Origin of the sequence: Bacteroides sp. MSK.18.37, from assembly GCF_019129155.2 — a bacterium.
Lineage (GTDB): Bacteria > Bacteroidota > Bacteroidia > Bacteroidales > Bacteroidaceae > Bacteroides > Bacteroides ovatus.
On sequence record NZ_JAHOIB020000001.1, the window covers coordinates 4,557,895 to 4,584,536 of the forward strand.

Below are 26,642 nucleotides of genomic sequence, written 5' to 3' on the forward strand. Positions count from 1 at the left end.
AGGATATTCTTGCATAGAACGGATGTTTATAGAATAAAAAACGAAAGAAATGAAGATACATTATATAATATTGGGGCTGTTTTATTTGCTGGCTATAGTTGCTTGCTCAGATAATGACCCCGTCGTTGAAGTGAACAATGGCAATCAAACAGAAGAATTGCCTCCTCTGCCGACCGAAGTCATAACGGGTAGCCGCGCCATGTGGGTGAGTTATGATCCTATTTCGGCTTCTGATCCCAATAACGCATCAGGGATTGCATCCGCATTGATTAGCTGGAGATTATTGAAGACCGATCCGTCTAATGTTGCTTTTGATATTTATAAATCAGTAGACGGTGAGATGGAAGTGAAATTGAATGAAGAACCTATTTCAAATACGACTTCCTGGGTGGATGCAGATATTGATGTATCAAAAACGAATGTATATCGGGTTACTCTTGCTAATCAGGCTGAAACGCTTTGCGATTATACATTTACTTCTGAAATGGCAGAAAAGTTTTATCATGAAATTAGATTAAACATGAATGTACCCGATGCATCGATTACATATTCTCCTGATGATATTCAGCTAGGTGACTTGGACGGTGACGGTGAATTAGAGATTGTGGTGAAGAGAGAACCATACGACGGAGCGAATATGGGAGTTTGGTTTAATGGTACTACTCTGTTGGAAGCATATAAAATGGACGGGACTTTCTTGTGGAGGATTGATTTGGGAATTAACATCCGTTCCGGATCACATTATACTTCTTATATCTTGTATGATTTTGATGGTGACGGTTTGTGTGAAATTGCTTTCCGTACTTCCGAAGGTACAAAGTTTGCCGATGGTAAGATTATCACTGACGCAAATGGGAAAGTGAATGATTATCGTAATCGTCAAACAGATGGTAAAGGTTGGTACTCCGGAGCGGCTATTGCGAGAGATCTGAATGACCCGTCTACAGCTACTACTTGCGGTTTGATAATGGAGGGTCCCGAATATATCTCTATTTGCAGGGGATATGACGGACGTGAAATAACTCGTATAGATAATATTCCACGTGGAGGAGAAGGATCGAAAGTGTCACGTGCCAAGTATTGGAGTGAATATTGGGGAGATGATTTTGGCAATCGTATGGATCGCTTCTTTATCGGTGTTGCTTATTTGGATGGTATTCCTGATGAAACAACCGGAGCGCGAGTGGCTAATCCTAGTTTGATAATCAGTAGAGGTATTTATAAGAATTGGCAGGTTTGGGCACTTGACTTAAAAGGTAATGAATTGGTTCCACGTTGGAAGTTTGATACAGCAGATCATTCGTCTAAATGGTTAGGGATGTGTTCACACTGTTTCCGTGTTGCTGATTTGGACGGTGATGGAAGGGATGAGATTTTGTATGGTTCGGCAGCTATTGATGATAATGGAAGCGAGTTATGGTGTAGTGGAAATGGGCATGGAGATATATTGCATGTCGGAAAATTCATAAAAGACCGTTCCGGATTGCAGATTGTTGCTTCTTTTGAAGAGTCAAAAGATTATGAAGGTCAGGGAAATGGATATGCCTGTCAGGTGATGAATGCAAGAGATGGTAGTATGATTACCGGTCATGGACGAAATTTACCGGCAGATGCAAGTGATGTTGGGCGTTGTATAGTAGCGGATGTTGATCCGGATAGCCCGGATTTTGAATATTGGTCTTCTACACAAGAAGGTATGTTTAGTTGTAATGGTACCGGATTGGTTTCTACTACATATCCTACTGGAATTGGTAGCGGAGTGATGTATAATGTGGCTATTTATTGGAGTGGTCAGTCTACTCGGGAAATGTTAGACCGCGGTTGTATTGTGAGCTATAAAGCGAACCCTGATGTAAACAAGTCAAATAAGAATCGTCTGATATCTTTTGACCTTTATGGTAGTAATCAGGGAAATCATGCCTCAAAATATAATCCTTGTTATTATGGTGATTTTTTGGGTGATTACCGTGAAGAGGTTATTTTAGGCTCAAGTGATTATAAATCAATCTATATATTCTCAACGAATCATCCTACTACACACCGTCTGCCACACTTGATGACCGACCATAACTATGACATGTCTCAGGCTATGCAGAACATGGGATACAATCAGGGAACTAACCTGGGGTATTATGTAGGTGCCGAAACTTTGAAGTCATCCGAAACGGAAGAACCGAAAGAATAAGAAAAATCTTATTCTATTTAGTATAAGTTTATAAGGAAAGAACAATCCGGTTACAGTATCGGGTTGTTCTTTTTCCATAGTTGAACGAATCGCCATATATATGGATAATATTCTATTTCTTAATTGAACGGCTCTCCCTACCTTTGTAAGGTGAGATAGCAAATATACATATGAAAAAACTCTTTATCCTTTTGTTCCTTTTCATTACTTTAGGAACAAACGCACAAAACAATAAAGTTTCCGGCCTCAACGCCCGCCAGTTTCATAAATATTGGAAGGTAGAGTCGGAATCTCCGGATTATAAAGTAACATTTCAGGGCGATACCGCTGAAATACTGTCTCCTAAAGGCCTTACTTTATGGAGGAAAGAAAAGATGAGCGGACGGGTAACCATTGAATATGATGCGTGTGTAGTTGTAGAAAAAGAAGGAGACCGTTTGAGTGACCTGAATTGCTTTTGGATGGCTTCGGACCCCAAACATCCTGATAATATATGGAAACGTGAGAAGTGGCGTAGCGGAATCTTTCTGAATTGTTATTCTTTGCAACTCTATTACATGGGATATGGTGGAAATTATAACTCTACTACACGCTTCCGTCGTTATGACGGCAATGAAGCAGGAATCACAGATCCCAAGGTACGTCCTGCCATACTGAAAGAATATACAGATACCGAACATTTGTTAAAAGCGAATCACTGGTATCACATTAAGATAACAAATGAAAATAATAGGGTTAGTTATTACATAGACGGCAAGCGACTGGTGGACTTCCGCGATGCCGAACCTCTGACAGAAGGATGGTTCGGCTTTCGCACCACCTTATCCCGTACCCGCATTACAAACTTCCGCTACGAATGTTTACCACCCCAAACGTCTACTGTTCCTTTACATTGGATCGGCAATACTCCTGAACAAGACAAAGCTGTAAGTTTCGGAGTTCCTTTTGATGAAGGCTACCTATTTCCTGAAACTTCATTGCGACTAAAAACAGATAGAAATCAAGAGATTCCGGTAGATACTTGGCCCTTGGCTTACTGGCCGGATGGTTCCGTGAAATGGAGCGGAGTTGCCGGGGTCATTCCTGCCGGAACGGAAAGACTGACATTAGAAAAAGCCCCCCGAAAAGCAAAAACTATCAATGAACAGCCTAATGCTTCTATTGCAATCACTGAAACGCCTGAAGATATTCAAATTGAAACAGGGCTAATTTCTGTATTTATTCCCCGACGCGGAGATTTCCTGATTGATAGCCTATTATATAAAGGAACTAAAGTAGGAGAGAAAGCGCGTCTGATTTGTAATACTCAAAGCGAGCCGATTCAAGAAAATACATCTCAAATATCTTTTACTCATTACATAGGAGAAATAAAATCAGTAACCATCGAACGTCTGGGCTCTGTACGGGCACTTGTAAAGTTGGAAGGGATACATCGGAACAGGAATAAGAAGATTGATACGAATCACTCTGAAGGGGAAGGGAACTATGCGAATCACTCTGATATGAACAAACGGAATAACCGTGAGTGGCTTCCTTTTGTGGTACGTCTCTACTTTTATGGTGGCAGTGAACAGATCAAAATGGTACATAGCTTCGTCTATGACGGAGATCAGAAGAAAGATTTCATTCGTAGTTTGGGTATCCGTTTCGATGTTCCTATGCGTGAAGGTCTGTATAATCGTCATATTGCTTTCTCGTGTGCAGATGGAGGAGTGTGGAGCGAGCCGGTACAACCATTGGTAGGGCGTCGCATACTCACTTTAAATAAGACAGATAATAAGAAAAACAGTAATGAAAAGAAGGATGCACAACAGAAGCCGACTGATGAACCCTCCCTGCAACAACAGCAAATGGAAGGCAAACGTATTCCACCTTATGAATCTTTCGATGAAAAGAACTGCTCTCTGCTTGATAACTGGGCTTCATGGAATGACTACCGTCTGTCTCAACTCACTGCCGATGCTTTCTCCATTCGTAAACGTGCCAATAACGATAATCCCTGGATAGGAACCTTTTCCGGCACACGTAGCGATGGATATACTTTTGTCGGGGATATTACCGGAGGATTAGGACTTTGTATGCATGACTTTTGGCAGTCTTATCCCTCTTCTATTGAAATTTCAGACGCACGAACCCCGGTAGCTACCCTTACCGCCTGGTTGTGGAGCCCGGAGTCCGAACCTATGGATTTGCGGCATTATGATCGTATAGCTCATGACCTGAATGCCAGCTATGAAGATGTTCAGGAGGGCATGAATACGCCATACGGCATTGCTCGTACAACTACGTTTACACTGATCCCACAAAGTGGCTATACCGGGAAAAAGGCTTTTGCTGATTATGCCAAACAGTTTTCTAGTCCTAGTCTGTTAATGCCAACCCCGAATTATCTTCATGCCCGCCAAGCTTTCGGGATATGGAGTCTCCCTGACCGTACTACTCCATTACGTAGTCGTGTAGAAGACCGCTTGGATGCTTACATTGACTTCTATCAGAAAGCAATCGAACAAAACAAGTGGTACGGTTTCTGGAATTATGGTGATGTGATGCACGCTTATGACCCTGTTCGTCATACCTGGCGTTACGATGTCGGAGGATTTGCCTGGGACAATACGGAACTGGCTTCTAATATGTGGCTATGGTATAATTTCCTGCGTACCGGGCGTATTGATATTTGGCGTATGGCAGAAGCTATGACGCGTCATACAGGCGAAGTGGATGTCTATCATATCGGTCCCAATGCCGGATTAGGCAGTCGGCATAATGTAAGTCATTGGGGATGCGGAGCTAAAGAAGCGCGAATCAGCCAGGCCGCCTGGAACCGTTTCTACTATTACCTTACTACAGACGAACGTTGCGGTGATTTAATGACTGAAGTGAAGGATGCCGACCACAAACTCTATGACTTGGACCCTATGCGCCTGGCCCAACCTCGCAGTGAATATCCTTGTACCGCTCCCGCCCGTTTGCGTATCGGTCCCGACTGGCTGGCTTATGCCGGTAATTGGATGACAGAATGGGAGCGCACAGGTAACACTGCTTATCGTGATAAAATAATAGCAGGAATGAAAAGCATTGCCGTCCTGCCTAACCGCCTCTTTACCGGCCCCAAAGCTCTAGGATTTGATCCGTCAACAGGAATCATCACAACCGAATGTGACCCCAAATTGGAAACAACCAACCATTTAATGACGATCATGGGCGGATTTGAGATAGCCAATGAAATGATGCGTATGATTGATATACCCGAATGGAAAGACGCCTGGCTTGATCATGCTGCACGTTACAAGAAGAAAGCATGGGAACTTAGCCATAGCCGTTTTCGTGTCTCCCGTCTGATGGCTTACGCAGCTTATCACTTGCGCAATACCCAAATGGCTGAAGAAGCCTGGAAAGATTTGTTTACCCGGTTGGAACATACACCTGCACCGCCTTTCCGCATCACTACCATACTTCCGCCGGAAGTACCGTCTCCATTAGATGAATGTACGAGCATTAGCACGAATGATGCTGCTCTTTGGAGCTTGGATGCTATTTATATGCAGGAAGTTATTCCGAAGGATGAATAGCAGAAGCATTTATTTCTTCACATTTCACCATATCCCAACCTTGGAACTGAATTAATAATAGGTGAAGTGTCGTTCCAGTAGCCAGTTTCTGCACAACTTTATCCTTACTGTATCGCAACAGTTGCTGTCTTCCTTCTTCTGCTTGGGCTTCAAGTTCAGCATTGGTAGCTGTACGTGTAGCGTATTTCAACTCCAGGATATAGCTGTGTTCTATATCGGAATAACGCATTTTGTCCGGCAATAGGAAGAAGTCACAATAGCCATAGTTCATTTCCAGTTCCGGCTGTACGAGATAATAAGAAGCAATGGCAAGATAGGCTTTTAGGAAACCTTGCAGGTTTCTTTCCCCTTCTATCGCATCACGTATGGAAGAGTTCTCCCGATAGGCACGGGCGATGGTTTCGAAGAATGGTTGCCAATGACCATCGAAGGCGAAATCATCTATCAAGTCTTTCAGATGTGAAAGATTCAGGGTATGGGCCTGTTGATAGTAGTCGCGCAAGAATCCAAGGTACTGCTCGCGCACACAATTGTTAGGTATGCACATTTTCAGACGGTCGCCACGGGTGCCGCACATGGTAAGTAAACCATAATAATAGAGCAGGCTTCGGAAGTTCTCTATATCTGCTATCTTTTCTGACGGGAACGAAGTATGTAAGTCTACCAGTATTTCACCTTTTGCCGCAATTTCTTCGATAGTACTCATGCGGCTTCCCTCATGGGTGTTGTCGTGGTCAATGCGTGCCAGCATTTTCAGTTTACTGTAATCCGTACGGATATTCTTGTCTACCATATTTTCGGGTGGACGGTGAAAATCAATTTGGTTACGTAAATAGTATAAAGTCATATCGCAATTAAACACACGGTCGTTGTCCAAAGATGTTCTGGCGAAGCAATAATTGTCATACCACGGTTTCATTTCTGTAATCATCGCTTCTACATCACCGACCAGCTTTCCATTTTGTTGGTAATAACGGAGCATTTCACGTACTTCAGTTTCATCAAATCCTATCATGGCATTAAAACGGGAATCAGTCGATATATTCCAGTCAATATTATACCCGCTAGATAAATCATCCAGTGTGATAGGGCTGACTCCCATTAGGAAAATTCGGTCAAACATACCTTTGAACTGCTTGAAGTATTCACGGTAGAAGCCGCTGGCATGAGTCAGGTCATGGAACATTTTCTGTCCGTGTTCGCTCAATATGACGTTGGTAAAGTTGTCATATTCGTCAATTATCAGATAGAGAGGATATCCTTTTTCTTTAGCCTTTACTTCTATATATGATAATTTTGCTTTAGCGCTTTCAATGCTTTCTACTGTTGACTTGAAATCTTCATCATAATAAGATGCGTATGCATGGGCAAACTGGTTGATGATGATACTGCAATATTCATTAAAGCTACTCATCAAATCTGCTCCCGGCAGTGAGCAGCCTGCTTTTGAGAAGTCGAAGAAAAGGACTTGGAAACTGTTATGTTGTTTGGTTGGACGGCTTCCTATCCATAAGTCACCGAAATACTTGTCGAAGTTATCCTTCTGTATTATGTCGTAATAAGTACGCATCATGCTTAGGAATAAGCTTTTTCCGAAACGTCTCGGACGAATAAGGAAAAGGTAACTGGGCATTTCCTCGATAAGGGGCAGATACATGGTTTTATCGACGAAATAGAAGTTTTCGTTCCGCATCCGGTTGAAGTCGGATATTCCGTATGGTATTCCTTTCACTTGGCTCATATTGGCAGGCTTTTAATTTGTACAGGCAAAGTTAATCTATTCCGTGGAATAAATCAATGATTTGCGACTGTATTATGTTGGATACGAACATTCATTTTTCCCTTGAATGGGGATGAACATATCCTGTCCAGATGTTCTGTTTTTAAGATTATATTAGAAAATAACCGTTGCGAAATTGATGAATCAGAGAAAAAACTGCATAAATAAGTGCAATAATATGCAGAAATATAGGCGAAAAGTGAATAATATCAGACAGAATATGCGTCTTTTCTAACGGAAAAAGAGTTCGTTAGGTTTAAACCAACAGGGTGATCCTCACCGATGAACGCTATCTTCCTCACCGATGAACTTGTCCTTCATCGGTGAGGAAGATATAAATGTGCTTTTTTAAGCTAGTTTTTCTCTGATTTACCTGGACTTTTGAATAAGAAAATAATAACATAATGGAAGATTAATCCCTGAATCGATATCGACTTGCAAGTGTTGTAGGATAAAATAGGTGTGAAATGCTAGATAAACTCTATAAATGATAAGAATGAGGATTTGCGTGTTGACAAATGTCGGAGCTTTTTTATTCTTCTTCATCTGCTATGCTGTTTTCTCCATTCTGCACTGCTTAAATATTCCTTTTTTAAGATAGAATATTTAAACAGTCCGGATAGTCTATATTTCCCTTTAGTCCTTTGCTATCTTTACAGGATTCTCTTTCGTATTATTTCAAATACTCTTTTAGCGGGCAATCACTCTTTTTCAACCCTTCCGCAATACTTTTGGCATTCATGTGTGCTCCTTTCAAAGAAGTATGTGTATGGTCGTGATTGTAGTAAGCTGCAGCTTTCTTCACACCTTTCTTTTCAAGTTTATCGGCACTAATCTTATTCAAGTCAATGAAATAAGCTCCCGTAGCTTCCGCAGCTTCACGTGTCCACTTGCCAAAAGACTCGGTGTTACGTTCTATCTTTCCATCTTTCCATTTGTTGCGTGGCGTATGACTAAGAACGATGGGAATGGCACCTTTCTCCTGAACATCCATGATGAACTTTCGAAGATACCAGCCGAAAGTATAAACAACTTGATATTTGCCTGTCTTTTCCATTAGAAAGACTTTGCTCTCATCTCCCGAACCGCGCAATTCGGCACGGGCTTTCCCTTTGTTTATATCTCCTGCATCATTATGTCCGAACTGAATCAGAACGAAGTCCCCCGGTTGCAAGGCATTGTATACCTTATCCCAACGACCTTCATCGAGGAAAGTACGTGCACTTCGTCCTGCCATAGCACGATTTTCTACAGAAATTTTATTTAAATTGAACTCGTCAGCAATTACGCTTCCCCAACCCCACATACCGTTCTTGTCTTTATCTTCATTTCGGACCGTACTGTCTCCGATAGTAAACAATACCGGACGTCCCTCTTTCCGACTGGAACCTGTCACTGTATCTTTCTCAACAGATTTCAGATAATTGGCTAATTCCAGCCCTTCATACGCACGTATTCCGTCTGCAGCAGATTCTGCATTGACTTTAGCACCGAAAGCACTTGTATGTATACGGTCGATGTAGAACATATATTTCACCTTATTTTTGCCGAACTTCTCAAATTTGTGGGCACTGATATCATTTAAGTCAATAAAAGGAACATGCTGTTCTTCTGCCACCTGCTTTGCCCACAATCCGAAAGTTTTGTTGACACGTGTGATGATGGTGCTGTCTTTGTCTTCCCAGGCATTGCGGGGAGTAAGCGAGAATAGGATCGGATGAGCACCTTTTGCTTTTACATCCTGAATAAAACGGCGCATATATTCCCCGTATGTATATACGGTTTCTTTCACTCCAGTCTCTTTGATGGTTACGTTCAGCGTATCTTTGCCGATTCCCGGAATAGAGGCGCGGGCACGTCCGCTGTCATAAGGACCATTGTCATTGTGTCCCAATTCGATGATAACCCAGTCTCCGGGGCGTACACCTTTGATTACATCCGGCCAAAGACGGTTGTAGAAAGTACGGCTGCTGGTACCTCCCAACGCATGATTCTCAACAGTAATCCGGTTGGAATCGAAATATTCACCAGCAAAATAGCCCCATCCCCATTGTCCGTTGTTGCCATTGCCTAAAGTTCCGGTACGCATGGTCGAATTACCTACCAGAAACAGAACAGGGTTGTCACCTTTCCGGCTGGAACCGGCTTCCGGTCGCGAGGTACGTGCTTTATTCAGGCTATCCAGCGTGTTGTCAACCACCTGATTGACATCTGCCATGGGAGCGGAAACTTTATTTTGCGCTTGCAGTTGCAAACTGAATGTAATGGCTGTCAGCCAACATATATACGGGAATAATTTGTTTTTCATGAATCTGTTTTCTTTGAAATCCCTCACTGACCGGTGTCTAAACAGTCAGTGAGGGAACTAGCTACTAACTAACCTCTAACTAAACCTAATGAATGATTATCTTTAAACCTAATGAAAAAACTGTGTATGTTATTTTAATTTATAAACTTCTGTTCCGGCAAGCAGGAAACAACCGACTCCGTAGTCTTCAAAGTCGGGCACACTCTTATAAGTAACCGGCTGTCCGTCTTTAGGCTCTTTGCCTGTTCCCTGCACATATCCCAGGAATCCGTTCGGATGTACGGCATCTTTCACCATAGCGTTCCATGCTTTTAAAAGGACGGGAAGATACTCTTTACGGTCGAGCAATCCGTTGCGGACTCCCCAAGCCATACCATAAACAAATAAGGCTGTACCGGAAGTCTCTTTTCCTCCGAAGTTCGTCGGGTCGTGAAGACTGACATTCCAGAAACCATCTTCACGCTGACATTTCTTCAAAGCCTTGCTCATGGTCAGGAAATCATTGATATAGTCCTGACGGTGTTTCTCATCAGAAGGAATCTCATCCAATACACGTACCAAGGCAGCATATACCCATCCGTTTCCACGACTCCAATAGCAATCTTCGCCATTCGGCTCTTTATATGGAGGATTAAAATCCTGATCGCGCCACCACAGGCCGTCTTTGGGGTTGAACATACCCGTTTTATCGTGTTGGCTGCGTGTGTAGTAGTACATATCCCACATCTTATCGTAGTATTTCTGTTCTCCGGTCATCTTTCCGAATTTAGCGAAGATAGGCATTGCCATTTGCACAGCATCAATCCACCACCAGTCGTTCACCTGCGGGGTGTTCACCACCATATCGATACTTGCTTTGATATTCCGAATCATGTTCGGGTCTGACGGGCAGATTTTATAGATATCAATGTACGCCTGTCCGCAACAATGGTCGTCCGCATTACGGGTAGTATTGCCGTTGCGCATTCCCCATTTGTGGAAATCGGCCCAGTCGTAAGTATACTTATAATAATCCTCACGCGGATAAATAGAATAGAGAGCCATCAATCCTTCATAATATACACCACGCGTCCATATATTGCTGGGACGTACACGACCGTAAAAACTGGGAGTAGTGTAATCGGCATACTTTTTCATAAAGTAGTCATTTACCTTTATGATATTCTCTAAAGTCTCTTTTTGTGTCGGGAGTTCTTGTGCTGCGACCGTATGGACTGGTATCAGACAAGAAAGAAGTAATCCTGTAAAGAGTAAGAATAGTGGTTTCTTCATGGTACAATAGTTCTGTTTTATTAATTTGCTGTTTATACTAATTTCTATGGCAAAGGTAAGAGACGTTCTTTTCTTTTTCAATGGATTTCCGTGCAAATGTCTTTAAATTCGTTCACGAGACGACAGAAAATAGTGTTAAAAGTACGTCTAATGATGATTTCTACATATATCTGTACAATATTCTATTTTATCAATGGGCTGCGTCCTTTACTTTTGTGTTGTAATTTGATTAATCGATAAAACTATGAAGTGCATAACTCTTTTTTTTAGTTTCTGCCTGATAGCTATCTTCTCGATAGCTCAGCCAAACTATGACTTTTCGAAGTTGAAACGCGAACGTCTGGGACGTGGTGTAATTGCTATCCGAGAGAATCCGTCTACTGTGGCTGTTTCCTGGCGTTATTTGTCTTCCGACCCGATGAATGAATCTTTTGATATTTATAGGAACGATGAAAAGATAAACAAACACCCGTTGAAGGATGCCACTTTCTTTCAGGATACCTATGCAGGGACAGAATCTGTACTTTATACCGTGAAAGCAAGGGAAGGTAAAACGGAAAGTAGCTATCAATTACCGGCAAATGCCCCATTGGGTTATCTGAATATTCCGTTGAACCGCCCCGAAGATGGTACGACTCCGTCAGGGCAAAACTATTTTTATGCTCCGAATGATGCCAGTATCGGTGACGTGGACGGTGATGGCGAATATGAGATTATTCTGAAATGGGACCCGAGTAATGCACATGATAATTCACATGACGGCTATACGGGAGAAGTATATGTTGATTGCTATAAGTTGAGCGGAAAACTATTATGGCGTATTAATCTGGGACGTAACATACGTGCCGGTGCACACTACACCCAGTTTATGGTGTTCGATTTCGATGGTGACGGCAAAGCGGAAGTAGTGATGAAGACCGCGGACGGAACGGTGGATGGAACAGGAAAAGTGATTGGGGATGCGCAGGCTGACTATCGGAATGAACAAGGACGTATCCTGACCGGACCGGAATATCTGACAGTTTTTAACGGATTGACAGGAGAAGCGATGCAAACAATTGATTATGTGCCCGTAAGAGGAGACTTGATGGGTTGGGGAGACAGTCGTGGTAATCGCAGCGACCGTTTTCTGGCCTGCGTTGCCTATCTCGACGGCATACACCCAAGCGTAGTGATGTGTCGTGGATATTATACACGTACTGTTTTGGCTGCTTTTGACTGGGATGGAAAGGAGCTGAAACAACGTTGGGTATTCGACAGTAATAATCCCGGTTGTAAAGATTATGCCGGACAAGGAAACCATAACCTGCGGGTAGGTGACGTGGACGGTGACGGATGCGATGAGATCATCTACGGTTCATGCGCCATAGACCATAACGGTAAAGGACTCTACACCACGGAAATGGGACACGGCGATGCCATTCATCTGACTCATTTCGACCCCTCTCGTAAAGGGCTGCAAGTATGGGATTGTCATGAAAATAAACGTGATGGTTCTACCTATCGGGATGCAGCTACCGGAGAAGTTCTATTTCAGATTAAAGACAATACAGATGTAGGGCGTTGTATGGCAGCTGATATTGACCCGACTCAACCGGGCGTTGAAATGTGGTCTGTTGCTTCCGGAGGAATAAGGAATGTGAAAGGAGAGGTGGTAAAAGACCGGGTAAGAGGTTTATCCTGTAATATGGCTGTTTGGTGGGATGGAGATTTGTTGCGTGAATTGTTGGATAGAAATATGGTCAGCAAATATAATTGGGAAAAAGGAGTGTGTGAGCGCATAGCCATTTTTGAGGGAACTCTTTCCAATAATGGAACCAAAGCGAATCCTTGCCTTCAGGGAGATATCGTAGGTGACTGGCGCGAAGAAATACTGATGCGTACAGCTGATAATACAGCTTTACGGCTTTACGTCTCCACTATTCCTACCGACTATCGTTTTCATACTTTCCTCGAAGATCCGATTTATCGTATAAGTATCGCTACCCAGAATGTGGCTTATAATCAGCCTACACAGCCCGGATTCTATTTCGGACCGGAGCTTCAGGGCACTGTATTCAGAGGATGTAAAATACCTAAAAAATAGATTATGAATATTCGTATCATAACCATTGCTTTATTGCTGGCAACTTTGCCGGTTAGTGCACAGAAAAAGAAAACGGTAGTGAATGATTCAAATACTCCTTTGCATTTGCTGCAACCTGCTTATCAGGGCACTTATGGTGACCTGACACCCGGGCAGGTCAAGAAAGATATAGATCGTGTATTTGCTTATATTGATAAGGAGACTCCGGCACGCGTGGTAGATAAGAACACAGGTAAACTGATTACCGACTACACCACGATGGGAGAGGAAGCGCAACTGGAACGTGGTGCTTTCCGTCTGGCAAGTTACGAATGGGGAGTAACCTATTCAGCCTTGATAGCAGCTGCCGAAGCTACGGGCGATCAACGTTACATGGATTATGTGCAGAACCGTTTCCGCTTTCTGGCGGAAGTGGCGCCTCATTTTAAGCGTGTGTACGAAGAGAAAGGCACAACAGACCCTCAATTGCTGCAAATCCTCACTCCTCATGCTCTGGATGATGCCGGGGCTGTGTGTGCAGCGATGGTGAAAGTCCGTGTGAAAGACCGCTCACTTCCTGTAGACGGATTAATTGGGAACTATTTTGATTTTATTCAGAATAAAGAATACCGGTTGGCAGATGGTACTTTTGCCCGCAATCGTCCGCAACATAATACACTTTGGCTGGACGACATGTTTATGGGGATTCCCGCAGTAGCCCAGATGAGCCGTTATGACAAGGCTCAAAAAGAGATATATCTGGCGGAGGCTGTCAGACAATTCCTGCAATTTGCCGACCGTATGTTTATCCCTGAAAAAGGATTGTATCGTCATGGATGGGTAGAAAGCAGTACCGATCATCCTGCCTTTTGTTGGGCGCGTGCCAATGGGTGGGCTATGCTGACAGCATGCGAATTGCTCGATGTATTGCCGGAAGATTACCCCCAACGTGCGAAAGTGATGGATTATTTCCGGGCTCATGTACGCGGAGTGACTGCCTTGCAAAGTGGAGAAGGGCTTTGGCATCAATTGCTCGACCGGAATGATTCTTATCTGGAGACGTCTGCTACGGCTATTTACGTATACTGTTTGGCGCATGCTATCAATAAAGGCTGGATTGATGCCATTGCTTATGGACCTGTCGCTCATTTGGGATGGCATGCCGTGGCCGGTAAGATCAATGCGGAAGGTCAGGTGGAAGGCACTTGTGTGGGTACGGGGATGGCTTTCGATCCTGCTTTTTATTACTATCGTCCGGTCAATGTATATGCGGCACATGGATACGGACCAGTGCTTTGGGCAGGTGCGGAAATGATCTCTCTATTGAAGAATCAGTACCCGCAGATGAATGACAGTGCCGTTCAGTATTATCAGGTGAAACAGAAGACGACTGCACCTATTTTTGCCATCGATACAGAAGAAAAGAAAGATTAACTTTAAATAGATAGAACCATGAAACGAGAAGCTTTTAAAATGTATTTAAAACCCGGATGTGAAGCTGAATATGAGAAAAGACACGCTGCCATCTGGCCTGAATTGAAAGCATTGCTTTCCAAAAACGGAGTGTCGGACTATTCGATTTATTGGGATAAGGAGACCAATATCCTGTTTGCTTTCCAGAAAACGGAAGGTGAGGCCGGTTCGCAGGACTTGGGTAATACGGAGATTGTGCAGAAATGGTGGGACTATATGGCGGATATCATGGAAGTGAATCCGGACAACTCACCGGTGTCCATTCCTTTGCCGGAAGTATTCCACATGGATTGATTTTTTAGTAATTAGGTGAGCCGTTTCTTTCATTATCTCAACTATCTTGACTATTTTTGTCCAACATTTATTATTAATCTTGGAATCTATATGATGCAAAGACACCTTTTGATCTTTACCTTTCTTGTTAGTTTTGTGTTGAATGCTTATAGTGCAATTGAGCTTCGTTCTACACAAATGAGAACGAGTGACGGCCTTCCCAATAACTCTATTCGATATATTTATCAGGATAGTAAAGGTTTTTTGTGGCTGGCTACCTTGAACGGGTTAAGTCGTTATGATGGCAACTCTTTTCTCACTTTCCGTCCGGAAATCGGTGATGAGGTATCTTTGGCAGACAACCGTATTTACGATCTGACAGAAGATAAAGATGGTTTTTTGTGGATTTCTACTACACCTGAATTATATAGTTGCTATGATTTGCAACGTGCCCGTTTTGTGGACTATACCGGTTGTGGCGAGTTAAGGCAGAATTATTCAACGGTTTTTGTCGCTGCTAACGGAGATGTCTGGCTTTCCCATTCGGGAAATGGCTGCCGGAAGATGGTACATCAGAAAAATGGTGAGATGACATCTACCGTATTCAGGACCGAACGTGGAAACCTGCCGGATAACCGGGTGAAATTTGTGAATGAGGATGCCAGTGGCCGTATCTGGATCGGCACTCAATGCGGACTGGTTTCTGTCTCCAACGGACAATATCGGATAGAAGACCGATTAATCCACTTCACTTCTTCGCTGTCCTATAAGGACGATATGTATTTCCTTACAGCAGATGGAGATATCTATTATTATCAGGAGGCTACTCAAAAGATGCAAAAGTTGGCTTCTCTTGCCACTGTGGCAGGGGCGACATCGCCAACCGGAAATTTCCTGTTGAAAGATAAGTGGGTGATCCTGACTACTACCGGAGTATATACTTATAAGTTTGCTACCGGAGAGATGGCCGCAGATCCTCGTTTGAATATTAAAAAGGGAGAATTGATACGTGATAATCGTGGAGATTATTGGATATACAATCATACGGGACGGCTTACATACGTGCTTGCCGAAACCGGAGAGAGTAAGGATTTCCAGTTGATTCCCCAGGATAAGATAAGTTATATCGACTTTGAACGTTATCATATCGTCCATGATTCCCGGGGAATTATTTGGATTTCGACCTATGGAAATGGGCTTTTCGCTTATAATACCGCCGAAGATAAACTGGAGCATTTTGTGGCGAACATTAATGACCAGAGTCATATCAGTTCGGATTTCCTGCAATATGTGATGGAAGATCGTGCCGGTGGCATCTGGGTAGCTTCGGAATATTCAGGCTTGTCCCGTATTTCCGTATTGAATGAAGGAACTTCCCGTATCTATCCCGAATCCCGTGATTTGTTCGACCGGTCGAACACCATCCGTATGCTTACCAGAATGTCTAATGGGGATATCTGTGTAGGTACGCGTAAGGGGGGATTATACACCTTTGATTCGAGCCTTCATTCAAAAATGACCAATCAATATTTCCATTCTAATATCTATGCTCTCACCGAAGACAAACAGGGACGAATGTGGATGGGAACTCGTGGAAATGGTCTCAAAGTGGGGGACACCTGGTATTATAATAATCCTTCTGATTTGACAGCCTTATCCGATAATAACGTTTTTGCCATTTATCGCGACCGTAAAGACCGCATGTGGATAGGAACATTTGGCGGTGGGCTGGAACTGGCTGAACCTACTCCCGACGGTAAATATAAATTCCGTCATTTCTTCCAGCAAACATTCGGGATGAGAATGGTGCGTGTGATAGAAGAAGACGCAAATGGGATGGTGTGGGTAGGAACCAGTGAGGGTATTTGTATTTTTCATCCGGATTCATTGATTGCAGATGCTGATAATTATCATCTTTTCAGTTATACAAACGGAAAGTTTTGCAGTAATGAAATCAAGTGTATCTATCGGGATACGGAAGGGCGGATGTGGATTGGTACGTCCGGTTCGGGACTGAATCTTTGTGAGCCGCAGGATAACTATTGCTCTTTGAAATATGAACATTACGGAACTTCCGAAGGATTGGTTAACGATGTAATCCAGTCTATTCTGGGAGATAAAAAGGGGAATCTCTGGGTTGCCACCGAATATGGTATTTCCAAATTTAATCCGGCTACCCATTCTTTTGAAAACTATTTCTTTTCTTCCTATACATTGGGAAATGTGTATAGTGAGAATAGTGCCTGTATGCGCGAAGATGGAAAACTGCTTTTTGGCACAAACTACGGATTAATAGTGATCGATCCTGAAAAGATACAGGATAACGAAACTTTCTCCCCGGTTGTTTTCACGGATTTATATGTCAATGGAACCCAGATGAATCCGCAGATGGAGGACTCTCCGTTAAAGCAATCGTTGGCTTATTCGGACGAAATAACCCTAAAGTTTTTTCAGAACTCATTCTTGATAGATTTCTCTACTTTTGATTATTCGGATAGCGGCCATACCAAATATATGTATTGGCTGGAAAATTACGATCAGGGATGGAGTGCTCCTTCTCCTCTGAATTTTGCTTCGTTTAAGTATCTTAATCCGGGAACTTATATACTTCACGTCAAGTCGAGCAATGGATCAGGTGTTTGGAATGATAGCGAGACTACACTGAAAATTGTAATTGTCCCTCCATTCTGGAAAACGACTTGGGCAATGCTGGGTTATGTGCTGTTATTAATCATAGCCTTGTACTTTGCTTTCCGTATCGTTCGTAACTTTAACGGCTTGCGTAACCGCATCAATGTAGAAAAGCAGTTGACAGAATATAAACTGGTGTTTTTTACCAATATCTCTCATGAATTCCGTACTCCGCTTACCTTGATTCAGGGAGCATTGGAGAAGATTCAACGTGTGACTGATATCCCGCGTGAATTGATATATCCGCTGAAAACAATGGATAAGAGCACGCAGCGTATGTTGAGGCTTATCAATCAGTTGCTGGAATTTAGAAAGATGCAGAATAATAAGCTGGCACTCTCTTTAGAGGAAACGGATGTCATCTCTTTCCTTTATGAAATATTCTTGAGTTTCGGCGACGTGGCGGAACAGAAGAATATGAACTTCCGTTTCTTGCCTTCGGTGCCATCTTATAAGATGTTTATTGATAAAGGAAATTTGGATAAGGTGACTTATAACCTGCTTTCAAATGCATTTAAATATACTCCTTCCAACGGAACGATTATTCTTTCGGTGAATGTGGACGAAGGGAAACAAACATTGCAAATTCAGGTTTCGGATACAGGAGTGGGGATTCCTAAAGAGAAACAGAACGAATTGTTCAAGCGGTTTATGCAGAGTAATTTCTCCGGTGACAGTATTGGGGTCGGTCTGCATTTGAGCCACGAACTGGTGCAGGTACATAAAGGCACGATTGAATATAAAGACAATGAAGGTGGCGGTTCTGTATTTACCGTATGTATTCCGACAGATAAGACGGTGTATTCGGAGAAAGACTTCCTTGTTCCGGGCAACGTATTGCTGAAAGAGGCGGATGGTCACGCACATCATTTGTTACAGCTTTCGGAAGAGCTTCCTGACCCGGAAAAGATGGTTGCTCCTTTGAATAAACGGAAAGTGCTGATTATTGAAGATGATAATGATATCCGTGAGTTTCTACGGGAAGAAATCGGCGCATACTTTGAAGTGGAAGTGGCTGCCGACGGCACGTCCGGATTTGAAAAGGCCCGTACGTATGATGCCGACCTGATTATCTGTGATGTTCTGATGCCGGGTATGACCGGATTTGAAGTAACCAAGAAACTAAAAACAGATTTTGATACGAGTCATATTCCCATTATCCTTCTGACTGCGTTGAACTCACCGGAAAAGCATCTGGAAGGAATTGAGGCAGGTGCGGATGCATACATCGCCAAACCATTCAGCGTTAAACTGCTGTTGGCACGTGTATTCCGTTTGATCGAGCAGCGCGATAAATTGCGTGAGAAGTTCTCCAGTGAACCGGGTATTGTGCGTCCGGCTATGTGTACTACCGACCGGGATAAAGAATTTGCAGACCGTTTGGCTGCCATTCTCGAACAGAATCTTGCCCGCCCGGAATTTTCTATTGACGAGTTTGCGCAGCTTATGAAGTTGGGACGAACTGTTTTTTATCGGAAATTACGCGGCGTAACAGGATATTCGCCTAATGAATATTTGCGTGTGGTGCGCATGAAGAAAGCGGCGGAGTTATTGCTGTCAGAAGATAATCTGACGGTTGCGGAAGTCTCTTACAAGGTAGGCATCAGTGATCCTTTCTATTTCAGTAAATGCTTTAAAGCACAGTTTGGGGTAGCACCATCGGTTTATCAGCGTGGTGTGAATAGTGAAGGAGATTCCATGTAGAACAGATTTTTATCCATTTCGCTTCCGGACCTTTATATTGAATAATAGTCCTTGTATTTGTGTACAATAGTCCATTGTACAATAGGGAAGGTACACCTATCTTTGCAGGGTAAATAGTGTGTGACTATGGCTTTCATATTCATATCTTTAATCATTTAATAGAATCATGAAAACACTTTCTTTATTTATTCTGACTTCTTTTTTCTATATTTTGGGTATAAGTACCCTATCAGCTGCCAATTGGAAAGTTTACGTTGCCAAATATAAGCAGGACAAAACTTGTGCTATCACCTATACTTTTGATGATGGTTTGGCAGAACATTCCACAGTGGCTGCGCCGGAATTGGAAAAGCGTGGCTTTAGAGGAACCTTCTGGGTTTGCGGTTTTTATACGGAACAAGGGGCATCATCCAAGTTACCTCGAATGACTTGGGATGAACTAAAGCAAATGGCAAAGAACGGACATGAAATCTCCAATCATAGCTGGTCACATCAGAATGCGAAGCGTTTGACCTTGGAACAAGTGAAATCTGAAATAGAGAAGAATGATAGTGCGATTTTTGCCAATATAGGTGTGATGCCTGTCACTTATTGTTATCCATATAACTATAAGACAGATGAGATCGTTGCGCTGGCTTCTAAAAACAGAGTGGGAACACGTACCAAACAGATTTCGATTGGCGGAAAATCTAGCCCTCAACGATTTGCCAAATGGCTGGATGATTTAATGACGAAAGAGGAGTGGGGAGTAGGTATGACGCATGGAATCAATTACGGATATGATGCTTTTAAGGAACCTTCGTTGTTTTGGGAACACTTGGATAAAGTGAAAAGTCTGGAAGATAAGATTTGGGTAGGTACGTTTCGTGAAGTGGCTGCTTATATAAGGGAGAGGGATGATATTCGATTAAACGTTTCCACACATAAGAGGGGATTGACGATTACTCCTGAAATGACATTGGACAAGAAAATATATACAGAACCATTAACCATGGTGCTTGTGGGAGAAGCAGTAGAAAAGGTGTCTGTGAAACAAGGTAAAAAGCAGCTTTCCGCACATATTTCCGGAGATAAAGTTCTTTTCGATTTCAATCCGTATGCAGGGAAAATTAAAGTAAGTTTCAACAATAAATAATCTAAGAATGTACATGAAAAATAAATTAGTACTATTACTCTTTTTCATATTGACAGGTGCTGTCAGTGTAAATGCTCAAAACTTGCCCGATCAAAAGGAAACATTGGAGGTCATGAAGAAAGTGAACGGTTACTTTATGAAAAAGTATGCCGATTATACTATCCCCAGTTTTTATGGTCGTGTACGTCCCAGTAATATCTGGACACGTGGCGTATATTATGAGGGGCTGATGGCGCTCTATTCTATTTATCCGCGTGAGGATTATTATAAGTATGCCTACGATTGGGCTGATTTTCACAAATGGGGAATGAGAAACGGCAATACCACCCGTAACGCCGACGACCATTGCTGTGGACAAACGTATATCGACTTATATAATATTTGTCCGTCAGACCCGAACATGATCCGGAATATCAAAGCAAGTATCGATATGGTAGTGAACACCCCGCAGGTGAACGACTGGTGGTGGATTGACGCTGTACAGATGGCAATGCCTATTTTTGCTAAATTCGGAAAGATGACTGGGGAACAGAAGTACTACGACAAGATGTGGGATATGTACTATTATACACGCAGTCAGCACGATGAAACCGGTATGTTCAATCAGAAAGACGGTCTGTGGTGGCGCGATCAGGATTTCAATCCTCCCTATAAGGAGCCTAATGGAGAGGATTGCTATTGGAGTCGTGGAAACGGATGGGTATATGCTGCTTTGGTGCGTGTCTTGGATGAAATTCCCTCTGACGAAAAACACCGTCAGGACTATGTCAATGATTTCCTGACCATGAGCAAGGCATTGAAGAAGTGTCAGCGTGAAGACGGTTTCTGGAATGTCAGCCTTCATGATCCTACGAACTTCGGAGGCAAAGAGACTTCCGGCACAGCACTGTTTGTTTACGGTATGGCTTGGGGAGTTCGTAACGGACTGCTCGACCGTAAAGAATATCTTCCCATCCTTTTAAAAGCGTGGAACGCTATGGTGAAAGATGCCGTACATCCGAACGGATTCCTGGGATATGTACAAGGTACGGGTAAGGAGCCCAAAGACGGTCAGCCGGTTACTTATAAGAGTGTACCCGACTTTGAAGATTACGGTGTAGGTTGTTTCCTGCTTGCCGGAACGGAAGTGTACAAGCTGAAATAATAGAATAATATACACTTCTCCATGGGTAATTATACTCCGGTAGCCTTACTTCCCTTGAATGGATAATTGCCAAGGTATTTGCGTACAATCGTCCATTGTATACTTCAATAAGTACGTCTACATTTGCAGGAGTAAAAAACTAAAAAAAACAATAACTTAAAATGAAGACATCAATGAAAAACATGTATTTAGCTGCTGCTATGGTAGTGTCATTAGCTTTTTCTGCTTGTAGTGATGAAGAGTCGGGAAAGGCGGATCGCGCTTATAAACCCATCGAAATTTATGGAAATATCAATGAAGTGGTGAATAATGTACAGGAAACTCGTGCTGTCGGTGCGGCATGGGGCTCGGACGACCGGATTGGAGTGACTGTTGAAGCGGATGAGGATAATGCGACCGCTAATGCAGTGGATACCTATATTAATATCCAATATCGCAATGAAACCGGAGGTTCGTTCCGTGTTGTGAACGAAGGCTCAACAGACAATAATATCCGTTTGAAAGGAGAAGGTGAGTTTACTTTGAATGCTTATTATCCGTATCAGGGAGCGAATGGTACATTGCCGGGTACAGAAGGAGTGATTGCAAAAACAATCAGCGGAGCAGACCAGACAACCGACAAACAGCCACAAATAGACTTTCTATTTGCCCAGGCTACCGGAGTTCGTGCAGAGTCTCCTGTTACCTTCGACTTCTCACATAAAATGACTAAAATCATATTGAAGTTTAAAGCAACCAACGGAGCTACATTAAATAATATGAAAGTCTATTTGAAAAGCCTGCAGTTGGAAGGCTCTTTTAATGTGACTACCGGTGAGGCTGTTGCCAAAAGCGGTGCTACTCCAAATTCAGAATTAAGCATGGATATTGCTAAACCGGCAGAAGGTGAAATGACTGCATCCATTATTTTATTCCCACAGGATATGCCGGAGAAAGTTTTGCTGGAAGTGAGAATGAATGATGAGACCTACACGCAATACATGCCTGTTCAGAATCTGGAGAGTGGACATGCCTATCCTTATAATGTGACCTTCGAAAATCCTGCAATGACAATCACCAAAGCGGAAATAGAAGACTGGATCGTAGAAGATGATAAAGATGTAACTGCTTCGGTTACTGAATAAACGACTGACAAGGATTCAAAAAAAGAATGATATGAAAAGAAATGAATTATGGCTCGGCTGTTTATTGGCAGTAGCAGGTTTCTTCGGAGCTTGTACCAATGTAGTGGAAGACGAGTCTCAAAATAATAAATATCCGATGGAGCTAATGGCGGAAAAGTCAGCTATAACTTTCACGCGTAGCATCGGGGAGAAGACTGAATGGGATGGAGGAGAGCTTGTTTCCCTATACGATGGTTTCTCACAAAAGTTGTATGAGGTTTCTCAATCAGGAGAAATGAGTGCTAAAAATAACGATCCTCTTTATTGGTATACAACGACGGAAGAAGAGACTTTGTTTGCCTGGTATCCTTCTTCGGAAACTTTGTTGACAGAGTGGACCGTAGCTTCCGATCAGACTATTGAAGAATCATATAAAAACTCGGATTTCCTTTATGCCTATGAGAAAATGAAATTCCGTAGCGAGCGGAAGCTTAAATTCCATCACGGAACGGTGAAGCTGATTATCAACGTGAAAGGTGACGGAGACACTGTATCGGAAGAAGATTTGAAGGATATTGTGTTCACTGTAAGTGCTGTAACAAAGGGCAGTATGGCAGAAGGCAAATTACAGTCTGCCGCAGGAGTTGAAGCGACAGTGATGAAACCTTATTTGTTGGAAAATGCCAGAGAAGGATACGCTTATTCTTTTCAGTTGCTGATGATTCCGCAGGATATGTCCGGCAAATTATTCTTTAAAGTTGCGTTGAAAGACGGCAGGAATTTCGGTCATACGCCGGGCAATGGTGAAGGCATATTAGAAGGTGGACACCAATATACATACAATGTAGGAGTTGGTAAACCGGGATTGAAAGTGACAATAGAAAAAGATTCTGTTTCGTGGGACGGTGATGACGAAGAGGTTGAAGGAACTGATAGAGAATAATATTCAAAATTTGAAGCGAAGATGAAACAATATAAACTTATGCAAGTGGCCTTGCTGGCAATCCTATTGTTCGGTTGGGCTGGTTGTTCTCAAAATGAGGAAGAAGTTCCGGGAAATGTACGGAATGGGATTGTACTGAACGTGACTGATACAGGGATAATTAGCAATGAACCGTCTACGCGTACAGAAGATACGGGATTCGTCACGACCTTTACACAAGGCGACCAGATTGGACTGTTCGCCGTGAAAGACGGTGCGATATTGGACGAAATCAATAATATGCCTTTCACTTTCAATGGTTCGAGCTGGTCGGGTAAACCGATATTGTATGATGATCGTCTGGTGGGAGTGAATTTCTATGCTTACTATCCTTATCAATCGGAAATGACAGGAAAAACGGATTTGATAGGTGATGATTTTTTTGCTCCTCTGGCAGCCGGTTGGGAATTGACAACAGAACAAAGTGATCAGAAAGCATATGCGAAACAGGATTTGATGACCTCAAATGCAACTGCATTGATTGGTGAGAACGGAAACTACTCATTGAGCTTTCAGTTAACACACCGTATGAGCTTGGTTGTTGTGAAGTTGCCTTCCACTCGTTATATCTTTACAGATGCCGAAGGAGTGGCAATGCCGGAAGAAACTCCTTATGTTGCTATGTCTGTCGATGTAGCTTTTTATCTTGATAATGTGGAGGAAGGAACTAAAATTTCTCCTTATTATGACGCAAAGAAAGATGAATATCGTTTGCTAAGAAAACCGTCTTCGGAAAATCAGATTATCGGTCATTATAATGATAAGCAATGTACGCTTGATACGGCTGAAAAGATGAAAGAAGGAAAATACAAACGTTTTGTTGTCGATGGTGGATATAAAGAGGTGACCCATCATCTGCAGGTAGGCGATTATTATTATGCAGATGGAAGTGTGGTAAGTGGCAATGAAGCAGAACCTGCAAAGGATAATTGTATTGGAATCGTTTGTTGGGTGGGAAATCCGATGCCTTCTGTGTTGTATAAAGATGTGGCGGGAACTCCCTATACTGCCACTAATGATGCATTGCTCCGTTCGCATCCCAATTGTGTTCATGGGTTAGTTATGAGCCTCTATACAGAAACGGGCAAATTCTCTCCTGCTCTTACTCAAAGTATACACGACTGGTTTATGACTACTTCGTTTACTTCTTCTTATGTATCTGTTACCGGATATTATGATGCAAATGAAAATAATAAAAACAAACCTCTTCGCTTTTTGGGATATAACAACTCGGAAGTATTAGATTTGTACTACGATACTTTCAAAACAGATTTTGAATGTTTCCAATATCAGGATGATTGTGAAAGTAGCTTCCCGTCTCCGTCTATAACTACCGGTTGGTATGTGCCTTCCAGTGGGGAACTTGTTGCTTTGCAGGATAAAGATAATTCTTTAGAGAGTAAGCTGAATACTAAGTTGATAAAAGTATCGGATAAAACAATGGATATATCTGCTACCTATTGGAGTAGTACGGAACGGAATAATAAGAATATGTACATTGTTACTTATTCTAAAACAGCTGGCTCGGCAGGAACCGGTGGTGTCAAGACCAATACTTACACTTATCGTTTTTTCCTGGGATTCTAAATTAAAGATATTTGTATGATGATGAAGAGAATACTATTTCTTATTAGTCTTTTGTTGGTAACCGGTTGCCTTTTAGTACGTGCGCAAGTCTATAAATTCGACTTTACTTCCGACAAAAAGGTAAAAGAGGGATATACTAAAGTGACACCCGAAACCTTGTTCAATGACGAACAAGGTTACGGATATGATTTGCAACCGGCATGGGATGGAAAAAGTAATCAGCCTTTCTTCTTCTCCGTCAATGTTCCCGATGGCAATTATAAAGTAACCGTCACCCTTGGCAGTAAGGATTCAGCCGGAAATACTACGGTGCGTGCCGAGTCCCGCCGACTGTTTATTGAAAATCTTCCGACTAAAAAGGGAGAAATGATTACCGAATCTTTTACTGTCAACAAGCGGAACATGAAAATCAGCGAAAGAGAGAAAGTCAAAATCAAGGCACGTGAAAAGAATAAACTGAACTGGGATGAAAAACTGACTATTGAATTTAATGGTGATGCGCCCCGTATCACTTCTCTGGTCATTGAACGTGCAGATAAAGTGCCTACCATTTTTCTTTGCGGCAACTCCACCGTGGTTGATTATGATAACGAACCTTGGGCCGCTTGGGGACAAATGTTTCCACGGTGGTTCACCGATCAGGTAGCTATTGCCAATTATGCTGAATCCGGAGAATCTGCTAATACCTTTATCGGTGCCGGACGTTTGAAAAAAGCCCTGACACAGATGAAGAAGGGCGATTATCTCTTTATGGAGTTCGGACACAACGATCAGAAACAGAAAGGACCCGGCAAAGGAGCTTTCTATTCTTTCATGTATAATCTGAAGATTTATATTGATGAAGCCCGTTCCAGAGGTGCGTATCCTGTATTAGTGACTCCGACGCAACGTCGTCGTTTTGATAAGAACGGTAAGATTGTAAACACTCACCTTGATTATCCTGATGCGATTCGTTGGTTGGCAGCCAAAGAAAACGTACCTTTGATTGATTTGAATGAAATAAGTCGTACACTTTACGAGGCAATGGGCGAAGATGGCTCTAAACATGCGTTCGTGCATTATCCGGCTAATACTTATCCGGGACAGACAAAGGAACTGAAAGATAATTCCCACTCCAATACTTTCGGTGCTTATGAACTGGCTAAATGTATTATTGAAGGAATGAAGAAAGCTGATTTGGATGCGGTGAAGTTCTTGAGGAAGGATTATAAAGGATTCAATCCAGACCATCCCGACAGATTCGAAGACTTTAAATGGAATCTTTGCCCGTTTACGGAGATAGAGAAACCGGATGGTAATTAATAAATGGAAATATAATAGCGGATTATTCCGGTTCAATATCAATAAATAACGTAGATTAAAAACATAAAA

Annotated in this window: 15 protein-coding genes; 12 read left to right on the forward strand and 3 right to left on the reverse strand. The window is 42.5% G+C overall.

What is annotated here, in order from left to right; translation table 11 throughout:
* The first annotated feature begins 49 nt into the window (after positions 1 to 49).
* Both KSX81_RS17375 and KSX81_RS17380 read left to right on the forward strand, forming a co-directional pair.
* Entirely contained in the window at positions 50 to 2,185 is a 2,136-nt protein-coding gene (locus KSX81_RS17375) for a hypothetical protein (protein WP_211480714.1), read from the forward strand.
* 170 nt (positions 2,186 to 2,355) lie between these two features.
* Positions 2,356 to 5,754: a DUF6250 domain-containing protein gene (locus tag KSX81_RS17380; protein WP_217725634.1), complete on the forward strand. Its 3,399-nt coding sequence runs from the start codon at positions 2,356 to 2,358 to the stop codon at positions 5,752 to 5,754.
* Here KSX81_RS17380 and KSX81_RS17385 read toward each other — a convergent pair.
* From KSX81_RS17385 to KSX81_RS17395, 3 genes are all read right to left on the reverse strand, one after another.
* Positions 5,735 to 7,495, reverse strand: a complete 1,761-nt coding sequence (locus KSX81_RS17385; RefSeq protein ID WP_004301572.1) for an ATP-binding protein — start codon at positions 7,493 to 7,495, stop codon at positions 5,735 to 5,737. The genes KSX81_RS17380 and KSX81_RS17385 overlap by 20 nt on opposite strands.
* A gap of 712 nt (positions 7,496 to 8,207) precedes the next feature.
* Complete coding sequence (locus KSX81_RS17390) at positions 8,208 to 9,842, reverse strand: rhamnogalacturonan acetylesterase (RefSeq protein WP_217725633.1); 1,635 nt, start codon at positions 9,840 to 9,842, stop codon at positions 8,208 to 8,210.
* 129 nt (positions 9,843 to 9,971) lie between these two features.
* Entirely contained in the window at positions 9,972 to 11,114 is a 1,143-nt protein-coding gene (locus KSX81_RS17395) for a glycoside hydrolase family 88 protein (protein WP_004301577.1), read from the reverse strand.
* A gap of 244 nt (positions 11,115 to 11,358) precedes the next feature.
* Here KSX81_RS17395 and KSX81_RS17400 point away from each other — a divergent pair, with 244 nt between their 5' ends.
* The 10 genes from KSX81_RS17400 to KSX81_RS17445 all read left to right on the forward strand — a co-directional run bounded on the left by KSX81_RS17400 (position 11,359) and on the right by KSX81_RS17445 (position 26,573).
* Positions 11,359 to 13,200: a rhamnogalacturonan lyase gene (locus KSX81_RS17400; protein ID WP_032845783.1), complete on the forward strand. Its 1,842-nt coding sequence runs from the start codon at positions 11,359 to 11,361 to the stop codon at positions 13,198 to 13,200.
* A 3-nt stretch (positions 13,201 to 13,203) separates the two neighbouring features.
* Entirely contained in the window at positions 13,204 to 14,613 is a 1,410-nt protein-coding gene (locus KSX81_RS17405) for a glycoside hydrolase family 105 protein (protein WP_032845785.1), read from the forward strand.
* Between the two features lie 18 nt (positions 14,614 to 14,631).
* Positions 14,632 to 14,946, forward strand: a complete 315-nt coding sequence (gene rhaM, locus KSX81_RS17410; protein ID WP_004301580.1) for an L-rhamnose mutarotase — start codon at positions 14,632 to 14,634, stop codon at positions 14,944 to 14,946.
* Positions 14,947 to 15,036: 90 nt separating this feature from the next.
* Positions 15,037 to 19,320 (forward strand): two-component regulator propeller domain-containing protein, encoded by a 4,284-nt coding sequence (locus tag KSX81_RS17415; RefSeq protein ID WP_004301581.1) that lies wholly within the window; start codon positions 15,037 to 15,039, stop codon positions 19,318 to 19,320.
* A 166-nt stretch (positions 19,321 to 19,486) separates the two neighbouring features.
* On the forward strand, positions 19,487 to 20,455 hold the full coding sequence (locus KSX81_RS17420; RefSeq protein ID WP_004301582.1) for a polysaccharide deacetylase family protein: 969 nt from the start codon (positions 19,487 to 19,489) through the stop codon (positions 20,453 to 20,455).
* A gap of 13 nt (positions 20,456 to 20,468) precedes the next feature.
* Positions 20,469 to 21,599: a glycoside hydrolase family 88 protein gene (locus tag KSX81_RS17425; RefSeq protein ID WP_032848694.1), complete on the forward strand. Its 1,131-nt coding sequence runs from the start codon at positions 20,469 to 20,471 to the stop codon at positions 21,597 to 21,599.
* 173 nt (positions 21,600 to 21,772) lie between these two features.
* The gene (locus tag KSX81_RS17430) at positions 21,773 to 22,723 is read left to right on the forward strand and encodes a fimbrillin family protein (protein ID WP_004320947.1); all 951 of its coding nucleotides are present in this window, start codon (positions 21,773 to 21,775) and stop codon (positions 22,721 to 22,723) included.
* 31 nt (positions 22,724 to 22,754) lie between these two features.
* Positions 22,755 to 23,645 carry a fimbrillin family protein gene (locus KSX81_RS17435; RefSeq protein WP_004301585.1) on the forward strand — a complete coding sequence of 297 codons (891 nt, stop codon included), beginning with the start codon at positions 22,755 to 22,757 and terminating at the stop codon, positions 23,643 to 23,645.
* Positions 23,646 to 23,666: 21 nt separating this feature from the next.
* Positions 23,667 to 25,271, forward strand: coding sequence for a fimbrillin family protein (locus tag KSX81_RS17440; RefSeq protein WP_004301586.1), 1,605 nt, complete (start codon positions 23,667 to 23,669; stop codon positions 25,269 to 25,271).
* Positions 25,272 to 25,292: 21 nt separating this feature from the next.
* Complete coding sequence (locus KSX81_RS17445) at positions 25,293 to 26,573, forward strand: rhamnogalacturonan acetylesterase (RefSeq protein ID WP_032848697.1); 1,281 nt, start codon at positions 25,293 to 25,295, stop codon at positions 26,571 to 26,573.
* Positions 26,574 to 26,642 lie beyond the last annotated feature (69 nt).